Here is an 18,836-nt window from a genome sequence, read left to right on the forward strand (position 1 = left end):
AATTCACATGCATTAAGCCTTTGCGCTGGCTTTTCTTGTCTATGAGCGGAACATTACATGGTGTCGGGTATAAAATGTGATGGAATTGGGTTTACGTCAGGCGAGTCGCCATGCAGACTAACCACCCTACCGAAAAACATTGAATGAAGGATTGGTAAATGACTAAAGTGCTTCACACTGAACACGCTCCAGCAGCAATTGGCCCATACATTCAGGGCGTCGATCTGGGTAACATGGTACTGACTTCAGGCCAAATCCCAGTGAACCCTGTCACTGGTGAAGTGTCAGCAGACATCGCGGTTCAAGCACGCCAGTCTCTGGAAAACGTGAAAGCGGTTGTTGAATCTTCTGGCCTGACTGTTAGCGACATCGTTAAGCTGACCGTATTCGTAAAAGATCTGAACGACTTCGGTACTGTTAACGAGGTATACGGCAAATTCTTCGACGAGCACGGTGTAGAACACTACCCAGCACGCTCTTGTGTTGAAGTCGCTCGCCTGCCAAAAGATGTTGGCATCGAAATCGAAGCGATCGCGGTACGCAAATAATCTTTCTAGGTCTCACGACTTTGATTGAACGAGAATGAAAAAAGCGACCACAAGGTCGCTTTTTTATTGTCTGGGCAAATTGTTAAGCTGCCAACTGCACTTCTATCTTGTCGACAACCTGACGGAACCAGGCCGTAAACTGCTCGGGCTTTTCTCCCATCGCAGCACTCATTTCCTGCTGAGGCCACCAGCGCCAATCCATCACTTCATCAGGGTTGGGAACCAGGGTGACATCGTCTACCTGACACACGATGATTTGGTCCAACTCATGCTCAGTCAGATTGTTATCAAGCTCAGCGCGATAGCAAAATGATTCGCCCATCTCGAAGCTGAGCGGCGCAACAATGCCAAGCTCTTCGTTCAAGCGACGCTTCGCTGCGGCCTCAAAAGACTCTCCCTGCATAGGGTGCGAGCAGCAGGTGTTAGTCCACAATCCACCACTGTGGTACTTACCCATCGCTCTTTGCTGGAGCAGGTATTCGCGGCCATGCGGGGTTTCCCGGTAAATCATCACCGAGAATGCCAGATGCAAAAGCCCTTGCTCGTGCGCAGCCAGTTTTTCGGCAAGCCCTGTTGGCTCGCCATTTTCTGTTACCAGAACAACCTGATCTCTCAGCATACCTGTCTTACTTCTCTTACAAATCAGAGGCTTCTTAAAACACAAAAAGGATACGCATCTGCGTATCCTTTGGTTTTTACATTTACTGAGTAGTCTATTACTTCTTGTTGAGCTCGGCTACTTCTGCGTCCAGTTCTGCCAGTTTGGCCGCCATGATGTCATGACACTTCTTCGCCAATTCACGCACATTGTCTTTGTCATAGCCTTCGATAGAAATCGGATCCATCACTTCTACAATGATGTGTCCGTTATCACCACGTGACGCACTCAGGTGCTTGGTTGAGCTACAGACGATAGGAACAATAGGCACACCTGCACCGATGGCAGCATGGAACGCACCGGTTTTGAATGGCAGCAGACCACGGCCGCGTGAACGCGTACCTTCAGGGAACAGCCAAACAGAGACGTCATTGTCTTTGATTTGGTCAACCACCTGACCAATAGTGCCGACTGCTTTACTACGGTTGTTGCGGTCAATCAGGATGTTACCGGTCAGCCAGTACAAGGTGCCGAAAATAGGAATGTAAGCGAGGCTTTTCTTACCCACGGTCACTGCGCGTGGACGAACAGCATTCGATACGGTCACCAAATCCCAGTTGCTCTGGTGGTTGGCGATATAAACACAGGTGCCAACGTCTTTTGAGGCTTCAGACTGGCGCAGGTCAAGCTTGATACCAAACAGAGAAGAAAGCTTGCCGAACATGCGGCCAAAAGTATAAACGTGCTTTGGATTTCTCGGGCTGAACAGGCAGTAACCACAACCGAATACAAGCATGAAAATCGCAAACAACGCGACAGCCAGCAGTCGCAGTATAAAGTACATTCAAATTCTCCTAACACCACTTAGCCGCAAGGAATCAGGCTGTTAGCCTGAGGCGGTCTGGTAAAAATTACAGCGTACACTTGTTCGCTTAAATTGGCTGCGACTAGTATACGCATGCATTAACAAAAATCATCAACCTTCGGTTAACAAGACGAAAAAAAGCCCTCCGTAGAGGGCCTTTTCTTATTCAGCTTCCGGAGTATCTGGCGCCGAGGTTTCTGCCGACGACGTATCTGGTGTCGCTACTTCAATCGCCGTTACTCGCTGCAAACCTCGTGGCAGCATAGAGCCACGTCGGCCGCGCTCGCCACGGAAGTTATCCATGTCCGCAGGTTTCAATGACAGCTTGCGCTTACCGGCATGCAGAGTCACTGTTGAGCCTTGCGGGATAACGAACAATTGCGCCAACAGTTCTTCACGGGCTTTCGCGCGCGCAGAAGGAATGTTGATGATCTTGTTACCCTTACCTTTGCCCAGTTGAGGCAGCTCTTTCACCGGGAACACCAGCATACGGCCTTCGTTAGTGATAGCGACAATATCGTCGTTGTCGATATCAAACACACGTTGTGGTGCCATCACTTCTGCTGCTTGAGGCAAGCTCAGCAAGGCTTTGCCGCTGCGGTTTTTCGACAGAAGGTCGTCTTGCTTACACACAAAACCATAACCCGCATCTGACGCCATCAGCACCAAATGATCATTCTCGCCCATCATCACATGGCGCACTGTCGTGCCTGCTGTGATGTTCAAGCGGCCAGTAATCGGCTCACCCTGACTACGCGCAGAAGGCAAACTGTGCGACTCCAGCGCATAGCTGCGGCCATCAGTACCGATAAACACAGCAGGCTGATTACTCTTACCTCGCGCGGACGCCAGGTAATTGTCACCAGACTTATAGCTCAGCGTGGTCGCATCAACATCGTGGCCTTTCGCATGACGGATCCAACCTTTTTCAGACAGAACCACAGTAATTGGCTCGCTCGGGATCAAATCACGCTCTGTCATCGCTTTCGCTTCAGCGCGTTCAATCAAAGGTGAGCGGCGATCGTCGCCATACTTCTCAGCATCAGCCAGAATTTCTTTCTTCAGCAGGGTATTCATACGGCGCTCAGAACCCAGCAGCTTTTCTAGTTGCTCGCGCTCTTTGTTCAGCTCGTCCTGCTCGCCACGGATCTTGATCTCTTCCAGTTTGGCTAACTGGCGGAGTTTGATTTCAAGGATCGCTTCGGCTTGCTTCTCGCTGAGGTCAAAACGACTCATCAGCTCTTTTTTCGGCTCATCTTCGGTGCGGATGATCTCAATCACTTCATCAATGTTGAGATACGCAGCCAACAAACCTTCCAAGATGTGCAAACGAGCCAGTACTTTGTCCAGACGGTATTGCAGACGGCGACGCACGGTTTCGCGGCGGTATTCCAGCCACTCAGTCAGGATTCTAACCAGACCCTTCACCTGAGGACGGCCATCAAGACCAATCATGTTCAGGTTAACGCGATAGCTCTTTTCCAGATCCGTTGAAACGAACAGGTGGTTCATCAGTTGATCGCAATCCACACGGTTTGAGCGTGGAACAATCACAATACGGGTCGGGTTTTCGTGATCCGACTCGTCACGCAGATCGTCGACCATCGGCAATTTCTTCGCGCGCATCTGGTTAGCGATTTGCTCCAGAAGCTTCGCACCAGAAACCTGGTGCGGCAGCGCAGTGATCACGATATCGCCGTTGTCTTTGTGCCAGCAAGCACGCATCTTGATGGAGCCACGACCATCGCGGTACAGCTTCTTGAGCTCTACCTGCGGTGTAATGATTTCTGCTTCGGTCGGATAATCCGGGCCTTTGACATGCTCAAGCAGGTCATCCAGCTCCAGTTTTGGCGTATCAATCAACGCCACCAACGCATTCGCCACCTCACGGGCGTTGTGCGGCGGAATGTCAGTCGCCATGCCGACCGCAATACCGGTCACCCCGTTCAGCAGGATATGCGGCAGACGTGCAGGCAGCGCTTTCGGCTCCTTCATGGTGCCGTCGAAGTTTGGCTGCCAGTCAACAGTGCCTTGTCCTAATTCAGACAGCAGCACTTCCGAGAAACGTGACAGGCGCGATTCGGTGTAACGCATCGCCGCGAAGGATTTCGGGTCGTCCGGCGCACCCCAGTTACCCTGACCATCAACCAGCGGGTAGCGGTAAGAGAACGGCTGAGCCATCAATACCATAGCTTCGTAACAGGCAGAGTCACCGTGCGGGTGATACTTACCCAGCACGTCACCGACGGTACGGGCAGATTTCTTGTATTTGGCAGTTGCCGACAGGCCAAGCTCAGACATCGCATAAATAATGCGGCGCTGTACCGGCTTCAGGCCGTCACCGATAAAAGGCAGTGCACGGTCCATGATGACGTACATCGAATAGTTGAGGTATGCATCCTCAGTAAACTTCCTCAGCGGAAGCTGTTCGACACCGTCATAAGTGATATCAGTCATTGAAAACGTCCGATCTTAAAATTCTTGCTTAAACTTCGGTCAGCTCAGCCATGTCGCCTTTGTCTTGCAACCAGTGGCGGCGGTCTTCTGCGCGTTTCTTACCCAGGAGCATGTCCATCATGCGATCCGTTTCTTCCTGATCGTCAATGGTCAACTGAACCAGACGGCGGGTATTCGGATCCATGGTGGTTTCGCGAAGCTGCAGTGGGTTCATCTCACCCAGGCCTTTAAATCGCTGTACGTCGATTTTGGCGCGCTTCTGGCTCAAACGCTCAAGGATGCCGGCTTTTTCTTCGTCATCCAGCGCGTAATACACTTCCTTACCGCAGTCGATGCGGTAGAGCGGTGGCATCGCCACATACACGTGACCGGCTTTCACAAGCGCCTGGAAGTGCTTCACGAACAGCGCACAAAGCAGTGTGGCGATGTGAAGACCATCCGAGTCCGCATCGGCGAGGATACATACCTTGCCGTAACGCAGGCCGCTTAAATCTTCACTGTCGGGGTCGATACCCAGCGCCACAGAAATATCGTGGACTTCCTGAGACGCCAAAACCTGATCGGCTGACACTTCCCAAGTGTTCAGAATCTTACCGCGAAGCGGCATGATGGCCTGAAACTCACGGTCACGGGCTTGCTTGGCAGACCCCCCCGCTGAGTCACCCTCGACAAGGAACAGTTCCGTGCGCGCCAGATCCTGCATTGAGCAGTCTGTCAGCTTGCCTGGCAGAGCTGGGCCTGACGCCACTTTCTTACGCACCACCTTCTTCGCGGCACGCATACGGCGGTGCGCGTTGGCAATACACACTTCTGCCAGTTGTTCCGCCAGTTGCGGACGCTCGTTCAGCCACAGGCTAAAGGCATCTTTGACGACGCCTGAGACGAAAGCAGCACATTGACGTGATGACAGACGTTCTTTGGTCTGGCCGGCAAACTGCGGGTCCTGCATTTTTACAGACAGCACGTAGGCACAGCGGTCCCAGATATCATCGGCTGTCAGCTTAACGCCGCGTGGCAACAGATTGCGGAATTCACAGAACTCGCGCATCGCATCCAGAAGGCCCTGACGAAGGCCATTCACGTGCGTACCACCCTGAGCAGTTGGGATCAGGTTAACGTAGCTTTCAGCGATCAGCTCGCCACCTTCCGGCAACCAGATAACCGCCCAGTCGGCCGCTTCATGCGGCGCGTTGAAATCGCCCACAAAAGGTTCTGCTGGCAGGAGTTCGTAACCTTTTACACCTTCTGCCAGATAGTCTTTAAGACCGCTTTCGTAGCACCACTTAGTGGTCTCATCAGTGTTCTTGTCGGTAAAGACAATTTCCAGACCAGGGCAAAGCACAGCCTTGGCTTTCAGAATGCTTTTCAGGCGGGAAACAGAGAATTTCGGTGAGTCGAAGTAGCTCGCATCTGGCCAGAAGTGGACACGTGTGCCTTTTGCACGGCGGCCACAGGTGCCGGTCACTGTCAGCTCCTGCACTTTATCACCGTGTTCAAAGGCGATTTCATACACCTGACCGTCGCGTTTTACCGAGACTTCGACACGGTTAGACAGGGCGTTTACAACCGAAATACCCACACCATGCAAACCACCACTAAATTGGTAGTTTTTGTTGGAGAATTTACCACCGGCATGGAGTTTACAAAGGATAAGTTCAACCCCTGAAACCCCTTCTTCCGGGTGGATGTCCACCGGCATACCACGGCCGTCATCAATCACTTCAAGGGACTGATCCGCATGAAGGATGACTTCCACTTTACGTGCATGCCCCGCCAATGCCTCATCGACACTGTTGTCGATAACTTCTTGACCGAGGTGGTTTGGACGGGTCGTGTCTGTATACATGCCAGGGCGGCGACGCACTGGCTCAAGACCATTGAGAACTTCAATGGATCCCGCGTTATAAGCTTGGTCTGTCATAGATGAATGGTTTTCTAAATTTTGTCACATGGTCAGTGATGCCGCGCTAGCTTGTCAAATATTGTCACAGCTAACGAGGTTATTCTGTGAGTTGTGGTCACAGTCCCAGGAATTGAATGATATCAGCAGGGTATCTGTCGAATCCGACAAAGGCGTGATCGCCACCTGCTTCAACGGTCTGCTTACATCCCTGGTATTTAGCGACAGCTTCTCGGTAATCAAGCACTTCATCGCCCTCTTGCTGCAGCAGCCAGAGTGTCTCTGGATGGGAAATTGAGGCCACATCCAAGGCTTTCAGCTCATCCATATGATGAGGCTCAAGCAGGTACGTTTCTCCGGTATAAGGGTTTTGCTGTGGTCCGAGGTAATCAGCCAGCAAGTCATAAGGCTTCACGGCTGGATTCACCAGTGCGGCACGAAAACCATACTGGGCATTAAGCCAGGTCGATAAATAGCCACCGAGAGAACTACCAACCAAACCTATCTGATAGTCACCTTTGTAGGTTTCAATAATATGTTGGAGTTGGTGTGCGGCTTCGGCAGGGTAACAGGCGAGACGGGGAACTTCCAGCTTTATGTCTGGACGGTGCAATTCGCACCAAGCCCGCATCTGCTCTGCCTTCGCAGAGAGTGGCGAGCTGTTAAAACCATGAATATAGAGGAGCAAGGGCTTCATATTTTAGTAGCCTGTGGAATTCATATCAGGCTGAAATTCCGTGCCCTTGAGTCGTCCTACGTGAGTGATAATGGTGCCGTCTTGATGCAATTCAATTTCGCGCCAGCCAGGGTTAGTAGAATCCAGCGCAAAGTCATCAGAATCCGGTTTGAATTGGATGCAGGTTGAAGGAGCAGCCATGACGCGACGACCTTTGTGTTCGGTATCCAGCGCTTGGTGAATATGACCACACACTACACCTTTCACGTTGTTGTGCTTTTCAATCACCGCCCAGAAATCTTCCTGATTATGGAGTTGGTGTTGGTCCAGCCATGCACTGCCAGCTGGGAGCGGATGGTGGTGCAGCAGCACCAGGGTGTGACGGTCTTTGTTCGTTGATAGCGCAGTATCAAGCAAGGAAAGTTGCTCTTTAGAAAGGCGGCCGTGCGGGACACCCTTCACTTGGCTGTCCAACACTACCAGTTGCCAATGCTCTCCAACTAACACGCTATCACAACGTTGCAGCGTGGATTGCGTCAGAATGGATTGCATTTCCTGTTGGTAATCATGATTGCCAGGTAGCCAGAAGCAAGGCTGCGACCAGTGAGCAATCCCATCAACAAAACGTTGATAAGATTCTGCAGTGTGATCCTGGGAAATATCGCCGGTTGCGATAATGGCATCAAACTCAACCTGACTGGATTGAATTTCACCGACTACTGCCTGAAAACTCGCAGCCGTATTCAACCCAAGCAAACAACCATAGGGGTCTGCAAAGAGATGGGTATCTGTAATTTGTAACAACCGGACGGTCTGGCTGTGTTGGCTTGGTAGATGGCTTATCCGCAACGTCTTGAAAACCCTGATCGTAAATACGCGCTCATGCGCGTCAAACTAATAAATTATATTCTGTTTTGTTATACCGTTTTGCAGGCAATGCGCTAACCAGTCAGCAAGAAACGCATTAACCTGATGCTTTTCATCTTTCTGGTGCATACGCGGGTTCGGATAATCATAGCGCGGCTGAATACGAGAAATCTGCTGTGTGGTACACACTTCGGCCACACGTGCATCATGATACATACGAACTGTGAGTCTGGGTCGCAAATATTGAGGGACTTCACCCCGCTGCCAAATATCAAGCAAGGTGGTATAGCGCGTTGACTCGACGATATCCATCTGGAACTCATGTCCCTGAATTTCGTACACGCAGGATTCCCCCACGTTGTCGTCACGCGGCATCAGTCTTAGCAATTTAGCGTAGTTGGTCTCGTACATGCGCATCAGCGCATTCAAGTCGACTCGATACCCTTGCCTCAACATACCCTTATTCCCAATCGCTGCGTGTTCACCCAATGCTGGATGACTCCGCGCGAACCCTGTCACGATTCAGTGCCAGCCATTGCAGAGCAATAAGAGACGCGGCATTTTCGACCTTGCCTTCGTTAATCCATTGCATTGCTGTGTTAAACGGCACCACATGTACCAATATGTCTTCGCCTTCTTCTGGCAAGCCATGAACACCTTTGGCTTCTGACGCATCGACCAATCCAAGGTATAAATGAATGCGTTCAGAACACCCGCCAGAGCTCGACAGGTAGCTGGTCATCGGCTCAAGCTTTTCAACAGTCAGCCCAGCTTCTTCGTCCGCTTCACGCACCGCCACTTCTTCTGGCGATTCATCTTTGTCGATAATCCCAGCGACAATTTCAAGCTGCCAGGGAGATTCACTTGCCACCATCGCACCAATGCGAATTTGCTCCACCATGACGACCTGATCAGTCACCGGATCGTAAGGAAGCATCGCGACAGCATGACCACGCTCGAAAAGCTCACGATCGATGGTCTCGCTCCAGCCACCAGCAAACAGGCGATGACGAAATCGATATTTCACCATCTTGAAGTAACCATTATAGACAACGTCACTTGCTTCAATTTTTACGTCGCCTTTCCCAAACTGGGACGGTGCATTTTGCTGTGGCACGGAATATCCCTTTATTCCTGCAAACGGGTGGCAAATGATAAATGGTCGAAATATGGGGCTGCAATGTCACACCTCGACTTTTTTGGTATGGATTGCAGAATTATTTGAATATCTTTATGGTTCAGATGGTTTTACAATCAATTTTTCTCAAGAAACCATCACATTGTCAGTTCCAAGTAAGCATCCATAGTTTAAACTAGGGGCTAGCCGTAAGGTCCGGATACCTTCTGAAAACTGACCAAATAACGATACGTTCAGGGATTACCTACTATGAAAAAATTGCTCCCCCTCTTTATCGGGGTTGCGCTGGGCACCGCCGCTCCCCTGGCAAGCGCTGATGATCTGATTCAGGTTTACGAGCAGGCGAAGCAAAGCGACCCACAACTTCTACAAGCTGCTGCAACCAAAGACGCTGCTTTCGCAGCCGTTGACACTAACCGTGGCACCTTGCTGCCGCAGATTAATCTGAATGCTGGGTACAACCTTACCCGTTACAGCACGAATGGTCCTGGCGTATCTGACACCAACGTTTTATCAGCAGGTGTTGATCTAAGCCAAGAGCTTTTCGAGCAAAACAGCTGGATTAACCTTGATATCGCCGAGATCACTGCCCGTCAGGCAGATGCGGTTTATGCGGCGGAGCAGCAAGGACTGATCCTTCGTGTTTCCCAAGCTTATTTCAACGTGCTTCGTGCCATTGATGATCTGATTTTCGTCCGCGCAGAAAAAGCGGCGGTTGGTCGTCAGTTAGAGCAAACCAAGCAGCGCTTTGAAGTCGGTCTGTCAGCGATCACTGACGTGCATGATGCACAAGCACAGTTTGACTCAGTACTTGCTCAGGAAATTCTGTCTGAAAACCAAGTTTCCAACAGCTATGAGGAACTTCGCGAAATCACCGGCACCCGCCATTCTGACCTGTATGTATTAAACACCAGAACTTTCTCAGCAACCCGCCCGCAGCAAACGGCCGACGAGTTGGTGAAGCAAGCAGAAGAAGGTAACCTGAGTCTGCTGGCACAGCGCATTTCCCGCGATGCGGCAAAAGAGCGCATCAGTCTGGCAGAATCTGGTCACTTGCCATCCCTGACTCTCAATGCAGGTTATGATTACGCTGACACAGATAACAAAACCACTGGCAATAGTGGCGACAACAACCAGCTAACGGCTGGCATTAACTTAAATATGCCTCTCTACACCGGTGGCACCATCACTGCGGGCGTAAAAGAAGCGCAATTCAACTACGTGGCGGCTTCTGAACAGCTGGAAGGCACATACCGCTCTACCGTGAAGGATGTACGTGCTTTCTACAACAACATCAATGCCAGCATTGGCGCACTGCGTGCTTACGAACAAACTGTGATTTCACAGCGTTCTGCACTGGAAGCGACAGAAGCAGGTTTTGAAGTGGGTACACGTACTATTGTTGATGTGCTGGATGCGACCCGTCGTCTGTACGATGCAAACCGCAACCTGTCCAATGCGCGTTATGACTATGTCCTGAGCGTGCTGCAGCTTCGTCAGGCTGTGGGTACATTGAGCGAGCAGGATCTGGTTGATATCAACAACGGTCTGTTGCCACCGAAAAAGTAATTTTCGGTACGCACTAAAAAAGGCGCCTCGGCGCCTTTTTTGTCTCTATCTCGGTCTATCACAAAAGCCATTAGGCCTTGTTGTGACCACCCAGGATTGAGTTAATGATCTCTGTGGTTGAACAGCCATCTTCAAAGTTCAATACGCGAACTTCACCACCCGCAGCAATCACTTCTTTACCGCCTGCAATATCTTCCGGCTTGTAGTCACCGCCTTTTACCAAAAGGCTTGGCAGTACTTCACTGATCAGACGTTGCGGTGTTTCCTCACCGAAAGGCACAACCCAGTCCACTGCGCCCAAACCTGCCAATACGGCCATACGGCGATCGGTAGGGTTTACAGGACGGCCCGGACCTTTCAGGCCTCGCACAGATTCGTCAGTGTTCACAGCAACAATCAGACGGTCGCCCAGTTTGGCCGCTTCATTCAGGTAAGCTACATGCCCTGCGTGCAAAATGTCGAAACAACCGTTGGTCATCACCACTTTTTCACCGCGTGATTGCGCCATCTGAACAGCGGCTTTAAGTTGCTCTTCAGTCACGACGCCATAGCCAGAATGATGGCTGCCGTGAACCGCCTCAGTCAGTTCAATAGTCGACAGCGTCGATGTACCCAGTTTGCCAACCACAACGCCTGCAGCAGCATTCGCCAGTGCACACGCATCTTCAATAGGTTTACCCGCAGCCAAAGACGCCGCCAGCACAGAAATCACGGTATCGCCTGCACCCGTCACGTCATACACTTCTTTCGCCAACGTAGGCAGATTCAGTGGTTCATAGCCTTTACGAAGCAAAGTCATACCGTTTTCGCTGCGGGTAACCAGCAGAGCTTCGAATTCGAATTTTTCGATAAGTGCCAAACCACGCTCAACAATATCTTCTTCCGTGCGACAAGTACCAACAACGGCTTCAAATTCGCTCATGTTTGGTGTCAGCAACGTTGCACCACGGTAGCGTTCAAAGTCAGCGCCTTTCGGGTCAACCAGTGTTGCAACGCCTGCCTGGCGTGCCAGCTGAATCATTGGCTGAACATTCTCCAATGCGCCTTTCGCGTAATCAGACAGGATCATTGCCTTCGCTTTAGGCAATGCTGCTTCAATGCGAGCAAGGATTGGCTGAATATCTACATCATGGAAGCCTTCTTCGAAGTCCAGACGAATAAGTTGCTGGTTGCGGCTCATCACACGCAGTTTGGTGATGGTTGGGTAGTTCTCCAAGCCAACAAAATCACATTCCACTTTCAGTGAGCTAAGCGTGTCGTTCAGCACTTGTGCCTGCTCATCCTGACCGACAAGACCAATCAATTGTGCTTTGCCGCCAAGCGCAGCAATATTCATTGCCACGTTCGCCGCACCACCAGGACGCTCTTCAGTCTGGTTGATTTTCACGACCGGCACCGGAGCTTCCGGAGAGATACGTCCCGTTGGGCCATACCAGTAACGGTCAAGCATCACATCACCAACAACCAGAACGTCGGCTTGCTGATAGTCAGGCAAAGTCAGTTTCATTGTTTTCTCCAGGGAAAAAGGAACGTCGGCGATATTACCATAAACACATCACTGCAACAGCCACACCGACGACATCCTGCGCCGCCAATGTCTTTGAATTGCTACAGTTAAGTAGTGTTCCCACAGGAACTGACTATTTCCTAGGTTTCGGTATATACTCAACACCCTCATTTTTATCGCTAGATTCAGGAAATACGACAACGCCATGAGCAGCAATTCTGAAGCGCCGACTTTCCAATGGTCCTTACTACATCCTAAGTATTGGCACACCTGGATTGGTGTCGGAATGATGTTTCTGATCAGCTGGATGCCTTACCGCTTACAGCGTTTTATCGGCCGTAAACTTGGCTTGCTGATCATGAAGTTCTTCAAAAGCAGAAAGAAGATTGCATCAAGAAATCTGGAGCTTTGTTTTCCCGAAATGACAGGTGGTGAACGCGAGGCATTACTGAAAGAAAACTTTCAGAATATGGGCCTCGCCTTTTTCGAAACTTGTATGGCGTGGTTCTGGCCTGCATGGCGCATTAAGAAACACATGAAATATGAAGGCTTTGAACAAATCGAAGGGTTTAAAGCCAACAAAGAAGGTGTACTTGTCGTCGCGGTGCATTCATTTAATTTGGAGCTTGGTGCCCGTGCGTTTGGGGTTCACTCTCCAGGTTATGGTGTTTACCGCCCTAATACCAATCCGGTTTATGACTGGTTCCAATACCGTGGACGTACACGCGAAAACAAATGCATTGATCGTCGCGACGTAAAACAGATGATAAAACGCCTTCGTCAAGGCGAGCTGGTTTGGTATGCACCGGATCATGACTACGGCCGCCACCGCTATGCTTGGGCACCATTGTTTGCGGTCGAAAAAGCCTGTACCACGACGGGAACACATCTACTTGCTTCTGCTAGCAAATGTAAAGTCGCCACTTTCACTATTACGCGAGATCGTGAAGGCACTGGCTACACCATGAGACTGGACCCGCCAATGGAGGCTTTCCCTTACGATGATGCCGAAGCTTCTGCGGTTTATACCAACAAGTTTGTGGAGCGCTCTATCATGCGTGCGCCTGAACAATACATGTGGCTGCACCGCCGATTCAAGAGTCGCCCGGAAGGCGAACCCTCCCTATATGATTGATGTATCAAGGGGCTAAATCCTGCAAGTCATTCAGCAAAAAGCGGCACTGAATCAGTAGCCGCTTTTTCATTTCCTAAGCTATAGGGTCTGTTTTACACAGGCTCCATCCATTCTTCCCAAGCCGCTTTCACCGCTTCACGTTCTGCTATGAATGCACTGTCATCAACTTCCACAGACGCATCGAGCAGGTTCAGACGATGAATTTCATCGCGCATTGCGACATACGCATCGCGTAAGGTCAGTGCCTGCGGTGTGCTGAGAATGCCCGCTTGTGCCATGTCTTCGAGGATGCGGACGTTATCACTCCATCGGGTCAATGCCGGTTCGTCATTGGCATTCGCCAGCACAAAGAATTGGGTCATAAATTCAATGTCAGTAATTCCGCCCGGATCTTGCTTAATGTGGAATTTGCCCTTCTCTTTGCTACCAAGGTGGTCACGCATTTTATGGCGCATCTCGACCACTTCCTTGCGTAGGGCATCCACGTCGCGCTCTTTCGTCAGTACGCGCTTACGCACATCTGCAAAGCCCTTTGTCAGCAATGCATCACCATAAACCAAACGGGTGCGCACCAGCGCCTGATGCTCCCAGGTCCAGGCTTCTTCGTTCTGATATTCTTCGAACGATTCCAGCGTGGTCACCAACATACCTGATGCACCGGAGGGGCGAAGGCGGGTGTCGATTTCATACAACACACCTGATGCAGTGCGGGTAGAAAACAGATGGACGATACGCTGAGCCAGTCGCAGGTAGAACTGGCGGCTGTCTATCTCTTTCGGGCCGTCAGTGTAGGTGTTATCCGGGCAATCGTGCACGAACACTACATCCAAGTCTGAGTTGTAACCGAGCTCAATGCCTCCGACTTTGCCGTAACCAATCACCGCAAAGCCGCGGCCATCACGGCCGGATAGATGAGATGGTTGCCCATACTTTTCCGTCATCTGATACCAAGCCTGATTCACTACCGCTTCTACAATGGCTTCAGACAGATAGGTTAAGTGATCGCTCACCTTCATCACAGGCAACACATCAGCAATGTCAGCGGCGGCAATACGGAGCAACTGGGTTTGCTTGAATTGGCGGATATTCTCCATCTGCTGCTCCATATCCTCTTCCGGAATACGGGCAAGAAAGTCAAACAGTTCGTTGCGGTATTGATCGAGTGGCGTTGGGTTGTAGAGGTGTTGCAGATCCAGAAGCTCATCCAGAAGGATCGGGTAATTTGCCAGTTGCTCTGCCACCATTGGGCTTGCGCTGCAAAGACGCACTAATTGGGTGATTGCTCCATGGTGCTCATCGAGAAGTTCCAGGTACGTTGTACGCGTGGCGATTCGAACCAACAGTTTGAGCACCCGCTCAAGCACCGCCATAGCATCTTCACGGCACACAATGTGGCTGAGCATCAGAGGCATCAGGCGGTTTACCACTTCACGGCCGCGAGGGCCCAAGGTGCGTTTTGCTAACTCCTGTTTGAATCGTAGCAATGCTTTGGCCTGATCTTCAGCGCTTTGCGCCTGCATATCGTTCAGGATCTTCTCAACCAAATCCGGATCGCGTACAGCATCCCAGATCTCACTGAATTCAGCAGCGATCTTCTCTTCTTCGTTTTCCTCTTCGTCGCCAATCAGGTTATCGAAGATGTCGTGTACACCCTGCATGTGGAAAGCAATCTTCTCACGTAGCGCATCCCACTCCGTTTCCCCCATGGCAACAGCAAGACGCAACCTGTCACGGTCATTGTCTGGCAAGGTTTGGGTTTGCTTATCACCAATGGCTTGCAGCAAGTTCTCCACCCGGCGCAAATAGCGGTACGATGCTTCGAGCGTGTCAGCTTCCTTCTCCGGCAGCAGCTCCAGTTCGCGAATCGCATTCAAAGTGATGAAAAGGCCACGTTTACGCAAAATCGGATCGCGACCGCCTCGGATAAGCTGGAAAGACTGGACAATAAACTCGATTTCACGAATGCCACCCGCACCAAGCTTGATGTTGTCTGTCAGGCCACGGCGACGCACTTCACTGCGGATCATGGCCTTCATACGACGCAGAGACTGGATCGCACTGAAATCGATGTATCGACGGAACACAAAAGGACGCAGCATCTGGCGCAGAGTCTGGTAACAGGCAAACTGCTCTTTCCCCATCACCCGAGCTTTGATCATCGCGTAACGTTCCCAGTCACGCCCTTGCTCCTGATAGTAATCTTCAAGCGCCGCAAAACTCATGACCAGAGGGCCACTATCGCCAAATGGGCGAAGGCGCATGTCAACGCGATAACAGAAACCATCGTAGGTTTGCTGGTCCAACGCTTTGATCAAACGCTGACCGAGACGGGTGAAGAACTGGGCATTGGCAATGCTTCGGCGCGCACCTTGGGTTTCGCCGTTCTCGGGGTATGTGAAGATAAGATCGATATCAGAAGAGAAATTCAGCTCACCGCCACCCAGCTTGCCCATGCCGAGGATCAACATTGGCTGTGGATTTCCGTCCGCATCACAGGGCGTTCCCCACTCATTGCAGCAGAAACGATAAAGCCAGCCGTAAGCTTCCATGATCATGGCTTCTGCCAGTTTGGAGAGGTGGGCGAGACCATCATCAAGGGAAATGGTGTCGTTAAAGTCATGCCACGCCAGCCAAACCATCTCACGTCGACGGAAACGGCGAAGCTCACGCAACAGGATATTTTCATCCTGCTGGCTATCGAGCTGCTCTTTCAGCAGTTTACGGTATTGCGCGATACGAAGACCGGAGCCGAGATTGTCCTTCAACCAAGGCAGCAGGTTTTCGTCATGAAGCACCGATTCATTGATGAAGTCGCTCAGTGCCAATGTGCGGGAAAGGGCTTCCCTGTCAGCACCTTGCCATTGTTCAAGATTATCAGGCTGTTTTTCAGCCAGAGTGTCGATAGCGCGGGTTGCGCAAGCATCCAGTTCCGTGGGAAGCGACATCGGTGTTCTTTCCTTTGAGCTTTCTAGTTAACCTTAAAATATCATAAAAAAAGCCCACACAATCGGTGGGCTTCCTCATTCCTAAACGGAAATCAAACCGCAAACTCTTTGATTTTCAGATCCAGCTGTTCTGCATTGCCCTGCATGCTTTCTGAGGTTTCCGCCAGCTCAGTCACCACAGTCACAGACGCTTCCACCAGCTCTCGGACATTGGTCAGATTCTGGTTCATCTCATCAGCCACTGAGGCTTGCTGCTCTGCGGCGGTGGCGATATGGAAGTTCATATCGTTGATTTGGGAGATTTGCTCCACAATCAGATTGAGCTCTTCACCCGCTTTACTGACTGACTCTACGCTTTCCACCGCTTCCACCACACTTTGTTCCATCAGGCCAACCGCCTGCTGAGCAGAAGACTGAAGCTGGGTGATCATATCCTGAATTTCTAAAGTGGCTTTCTGCGTATTTTGCGCCAGGTTGCGAACTTCATCGGCTACCACGGCAAAGCCACGTCCCATTTCACCGGCACGCGCTGCCTCAATGGCCGCATTAAGTGCCAGCAGATTAGTTTGCTCTGAAATCCCCTGAATGGTCACGACCACAGAACTGATTTTCTCAACGCGCTCATCTACTTGATTGACCACGCTCGCTGACTCGCGGATATCATCAGACAGCTTGTTGATAGTCGAAATCGTGTTGCTCACGTACTGCTGACCGTTCGCCACCTGCTCGCGGGACGCTTCGGTCGCCTGTGAAGCTGCACGCGCATGACCCGCCACATCCTGTACCGTGGACGTCATTTCACTCATGGCAGACGCCAACTGGTCAATTTCACCGAACTGTTCTTTGGCAGACTCACGGGTTTCATCCATGCTGATACTCATCACCTCAGCCATATCAGACAATTCTTCCGAAGAGTGACGCTGCGTTTTAATCACGCTCGACAGTTGAATACGGCTTTTTTCCAGTTCACGCGCCAGCTCACCGAACTCATCTTTGCAGTCCATCACCACTGGCACACTCAGATTCTTCTGAGCCATGTTACGCATACCGTCAATCAAGCAATTAATTTGGCGAAGCATCAGGTTAGAGCCGCCCAGCAGGATGACCATAAAGGCAACAATCATAAGCGCGGTTTGCCATGCCACCTGAATCAGATAAGCGTTGTAGTATTGTTCTGCCGCGGAATCTGGTTGCGAAGAAATGGACAGCCAATCGGTGCTTCCTACCGGCACCGCAATGCCATGGCGCCCTTCGTTGGCAAGATGGTAGGTAAATTCACCCTGAGAATTTCGAATCACTTCCGTCAGCATTCGGCCATTTTCAAGTGGCAGGTTCAATCCATCAAAATTACGAATGCTTGGGTGCGCCAGAACTTCACCGGTTTTACGGTTGGTGAAGTAGATGTATTGGTTGATTTCGCTGGTCGCATTTTCTCGGCTCACTACACGCTGAAGCAGCGCTGTGCCGTTATCTTCTTTCAAAAGCTCTTTTGCCATTTCAGCACTTCGCAATGCCAGACTATGGCTTTGCGCTTCAGTGACCTCACTGACAGAGTCTCGGAACGTATTGGCGTCCCACAGCTGTTTTGCCACCAATAGCAAGGTACTGAAAACCATTAAAAGAATGAGTTTGGGAACCAGTTTGATGTTGGCAACGGCCTTTTCCCAAGGCCTGAATATCATCTGTGACATTCTCGATGACTCCTTGATAGTTGCATCGCCTAAACTGCGATACAGTAGAGAGAAAGCAAGCGGAATAGGGTTAGGTATCTGTCGAGAGTAAACTTCGGTAGAGATGCTGAGCCCTAAAGAACTAACGGCAGCACAGGTTGTTTATTGAGTGATGAGCGAGACCGAAACGAAAAACTTAGATCTGAATCCGATGGGATTGTTGAGTCTGTTGCTTTCCTTTGTCTCACTTTGTGTGGTCACTACCATTTTATTGCTGCCTAAAAGCGACCCTCTTTATACCTTATTGCTAGGCATCGATACGCTGATTTGTCTGATATTTTTGCTACAAATCGCCCTACATCTTCTTAAAAGTGATAACAAAGTCACTTATTTGAAAACACATTGGATAGATATCCTCGCCAGCATTCCTGTGGTCGAAGCATTGCGTTTCGCCCGCATTTTTCAAATCTTTCGCGTCATACGCCTTATTCAACAAAGTCAGTCACTGCTCACCTACATGAGCGAAAACCGAAACGAAACCACCATGGCGACCATTCTGTTGCTGCTGACGGTTCTTGTTTCCACTGGTTCTGCCGCGGTATTTGCGTTTGAAAGCCCCGCGGTCGAAGCCAACATCACCAGCTTGACTGATGCTATCTGGTGGGTGTTTGTCACCATCTCGACAGTAGGTTATGGCGATTACTACCCTGTGACGCCGGCAGGGCGCGCTGTCGCGGTAATAGTGATTATGTGTGGCGTGGGGATTTTTGGTGCCATCACCGGCCTTGTGACTTCCTATGTCACTAAGCCGGAGAAGAAAGCGCAGGAAAGAGAAGAACGCCGCCGCGAAGCGCTGGAACTGATTCTCACGCAGCAAACTGAAATATTGGAGCGTCTTGCGGCAATTGAAGCCAAGCTGGAGGACAAACCACCTCCGCAACAAGCAAAAAAATAGCGCCAT

15 protein-coding genes are annotated in these 18,836 nt (G+C 50.7%); 4 read left to right on the forward strand and 11 right to left on the reverse strand.

The window, feature by feature from the left end; genetic code table 11:
* The first annotated feature begins 158 nt into the window (after positions 1 to 158).
* Positions 159 to 548, forward strand: coding sequence for a RidA family protein (locus tag RN22_RS09540; RefSeq protein ID WP_046304083.1), 390 nt, complete (start codon positions 159 to 161; stop codon positions 546 to 548).
* Between the two features lie 82 nt (positions 549 to 630).
* On the opposite strand, the gene idi is transcribed toward RN22_RS09540, so the two are convergent.
* The 8 genes from idi to nudF form a co-directional block, all read right to left on the reverse strand.
* Positions 631 to 1,167 carry an isopentenyl-diphosphate Delta-isomerase gene (idi, locus tag RN22_RS09545; RefSeq protein ID WP_046304084.1) on the reverse strand — a complete coding sequence of 179 codons (537 nt, stop codon included), beginning with the start codon at positions 1,165 to 1,167 and terminating at the stop codon, positions 631 to 633.
* Between the two features lie 97 nt (positions 1,168 to 1,264).
* Positions 1,265 to 1,990 carry a 1-acylglycerol-3-phosphate O-acyltransferase gene (locus RN22_RS09550; RefSeq protein WP_002537628.1) on the reverse strand — a complete coding sequence of 242 codons (726 nt, stop codon included), beginning with the start codon at positions 1,988 to 1,990 and terminating at the stop codon, positions 1,265 to 1,267.
* A 183-nt stretch (positions 1,991 to 2,173) separates the two neighbouring features.
* Positions 2,174 to 4,468, reverse strand: a complete 2,295-nt coding sequence (gene parC / locus RN22_RS09555) for a DNA topoisomerase IV subunit A (RefSeq protein ID WP_082111390.1) — start codon at positions 4,466 to 4,468, stop codon at positions 2,174 to 2,176.
* Between the two features lie 28 nt (positions 4,469 to 4,496).
* The gene (gene parE, locus RN22_RS09560; RefSeq protein ID WP_046304085.1) at positions 4,497 to 6,389 is read right to left on the reverse strand and encodes a DNA topoisomerase IV subunit B; all 1,893 of its coding nucleotides are present in this window, start codon (positions 6,387 to 6,389) and stop codon (positions 4,497 to 4,499) included.
* Between the two features lie 97 nt (positions 6,390 to 6,486).
* Positions 6,487 to 7,065, reverse strand: a complete 579-nt coding sequence (yqiA, locus tag RN22_RS09565) for an esterase YqiA (protein ID WP_046304086.1) — start codon at positions 7,063 to 7,065, stop codon at positions 6,487 to 6,489.
* Positions 7,066 to 7,068: 3 nt separating this feature from the next.
* Positions 7,069 to 7,893: a 3',5'-cyclic-AMP phosphodiesterase gene (gene cpdA / locus RN22_RS09570; RefSeq protein WP_046304087.1), complete on the reverse strand. Its 825-nt coding sequence runs from the start codon at positions 7,891 to 7,893 to the stop codon at positions 7,069 to 7,071.
* Positions 7,894 to 7,938: 45 nt separating this feature from the next.
* Positions 7,939 to 8,367: a DUF1249 family protein gene (locus RN22_RS09575; RefSeq protein WP_046304088.1), complete on the reverse strand. Its 429-nt coding sequence runs from the start codon at positions 8,365 to 8,367 to the stop codon at positions 7,939 to 7,941.
* 25 nt (positions 8,368 to 8,392) lie between these two features.
* Positions 8,393 to 9,028 carry an ADP-ribose diphosphatase gene (gene nudF / locus RN22_RS09580; protein ID WP_002537635.1) on the reverse strand — a complete coding sequence of 212 codons (636 nt, stop codon included), beginning with the start codon at positions 9,026 to 9,028 and terminating at the stop codon, positions 8,393 to 8,395.
* Positions 9,029 to 9,298: 270 nt separating this feature from the next.
* On the opposite strand from nudF, the gene tolC reads away from it, so the two are divergent.
* The gene (gene tolC / locus RN22_RS09585) at positions 9,299 to 10,618 is read left to right on the forward strand and encodes an outer membrane channel protein TolC (RefSeq protein ID WP_046304090.1); all 1,320 of its coding nucleotides are present in this window, start codon (positions 9,299 to 9,301) and stop codon (positions 10,616 to 10,618) included.
* 70 nt (positions 10,619 to 10,688) lie between these two features.
* Here the strand turns inward: tolC and hldE are convergent, their stop codons facing one another.
* Positions 10,689 to 12,125, reverse strand: a complete 1,437-nt coding sequence (gene hldE, locus RN22_RS09590; protein WP_046304091.1) for a bifunctional D-glycero-beta-D-manno-heptose-7-phosphate kinase/D-glycero-beta-D-manno-heptose 1-phosphate adenylyltransferase HldE — start codon at positions 12,123 to 12,125, stop codon at positions 10,689 to 10,691.
* 205 nt (positions 12,126 to 12,330) lie between these two features.
* Between hldE and lpxL the strand changes: the two genes are divergently transcribed.
* Positions 12,331 to 13,260, forward strand: coding sequence for an LpxL/LpxP family Kdo(2)-lipid IV(A) lauroyl/palmitoleoyl acyltransferase (lpxL, locus tag RN22_RS09595; protein WP_046304092.1), 930 nt, complete (start codon positions 12,331 to 12,333; stop codon positions 13,258 to 13,260).
* Between the two features lie 92 nt (positions 13,261 to 13,352).
* Here the strand turns inward: lpxL and glnE are convergent, their stop codons facing one another.
* Positions 13,353 to 16,205, reverse strand: a complete 2,853-nt coding sequence (glnE, locus tag RN22_RS09600; protein WP_046304093.1) for a bifunctional [glutamate--ammonia ligase]-adenylyl-L-tyrosine phosphorylase/[glutamate--ammonia-ligase] adenylyltransferase — start codon at positions 16,203 to 16,205, stop codon at positions 13,353 to 13,355.
* 92 nt (positions 16,206 to 16,297) lie between these two features.
* Positions 16,298 to 17,896 carry a methyl-accepting chemotaxis protein gene (locus RN22_RS09605; protein ID WP_046304094.1) on the reverse strand — a complete coding sequence of 533 codons (1,599 nt, stop codon included), beginning with the start codon at positions 17,894 to 17,896 and terminating at the stop codon, positions 16,298 to 16,300.
* A 151-nt stretch (positions 17,897 to 18,047) separates the two neighbouring features.
* On the opposite strand from RN22_RS09605, the gene RN22_RS09610 reads away from it, so the two are divergent.
* Entirely contained in the window at positions 18,048 to 18,830 is a 783-nt protein-coding gene (locus RN22_RS09610; RefSeq protein ID WP_002537641.1) for a potassium channel family protein, read from the forward strand.
* Positions 18,831 to 18,836: the final 6 nt, after the last annotated feature.

It is taken from the genome of Grimontia sp. AD028 (assembly GCF_000973155.1).
Lineage (GTDB): Bacteria > Pseudomonadota > Gammaproteobacteria > Enterobacterales > Vibrionaceae > Enterovibrio > Enterovibrio indicus.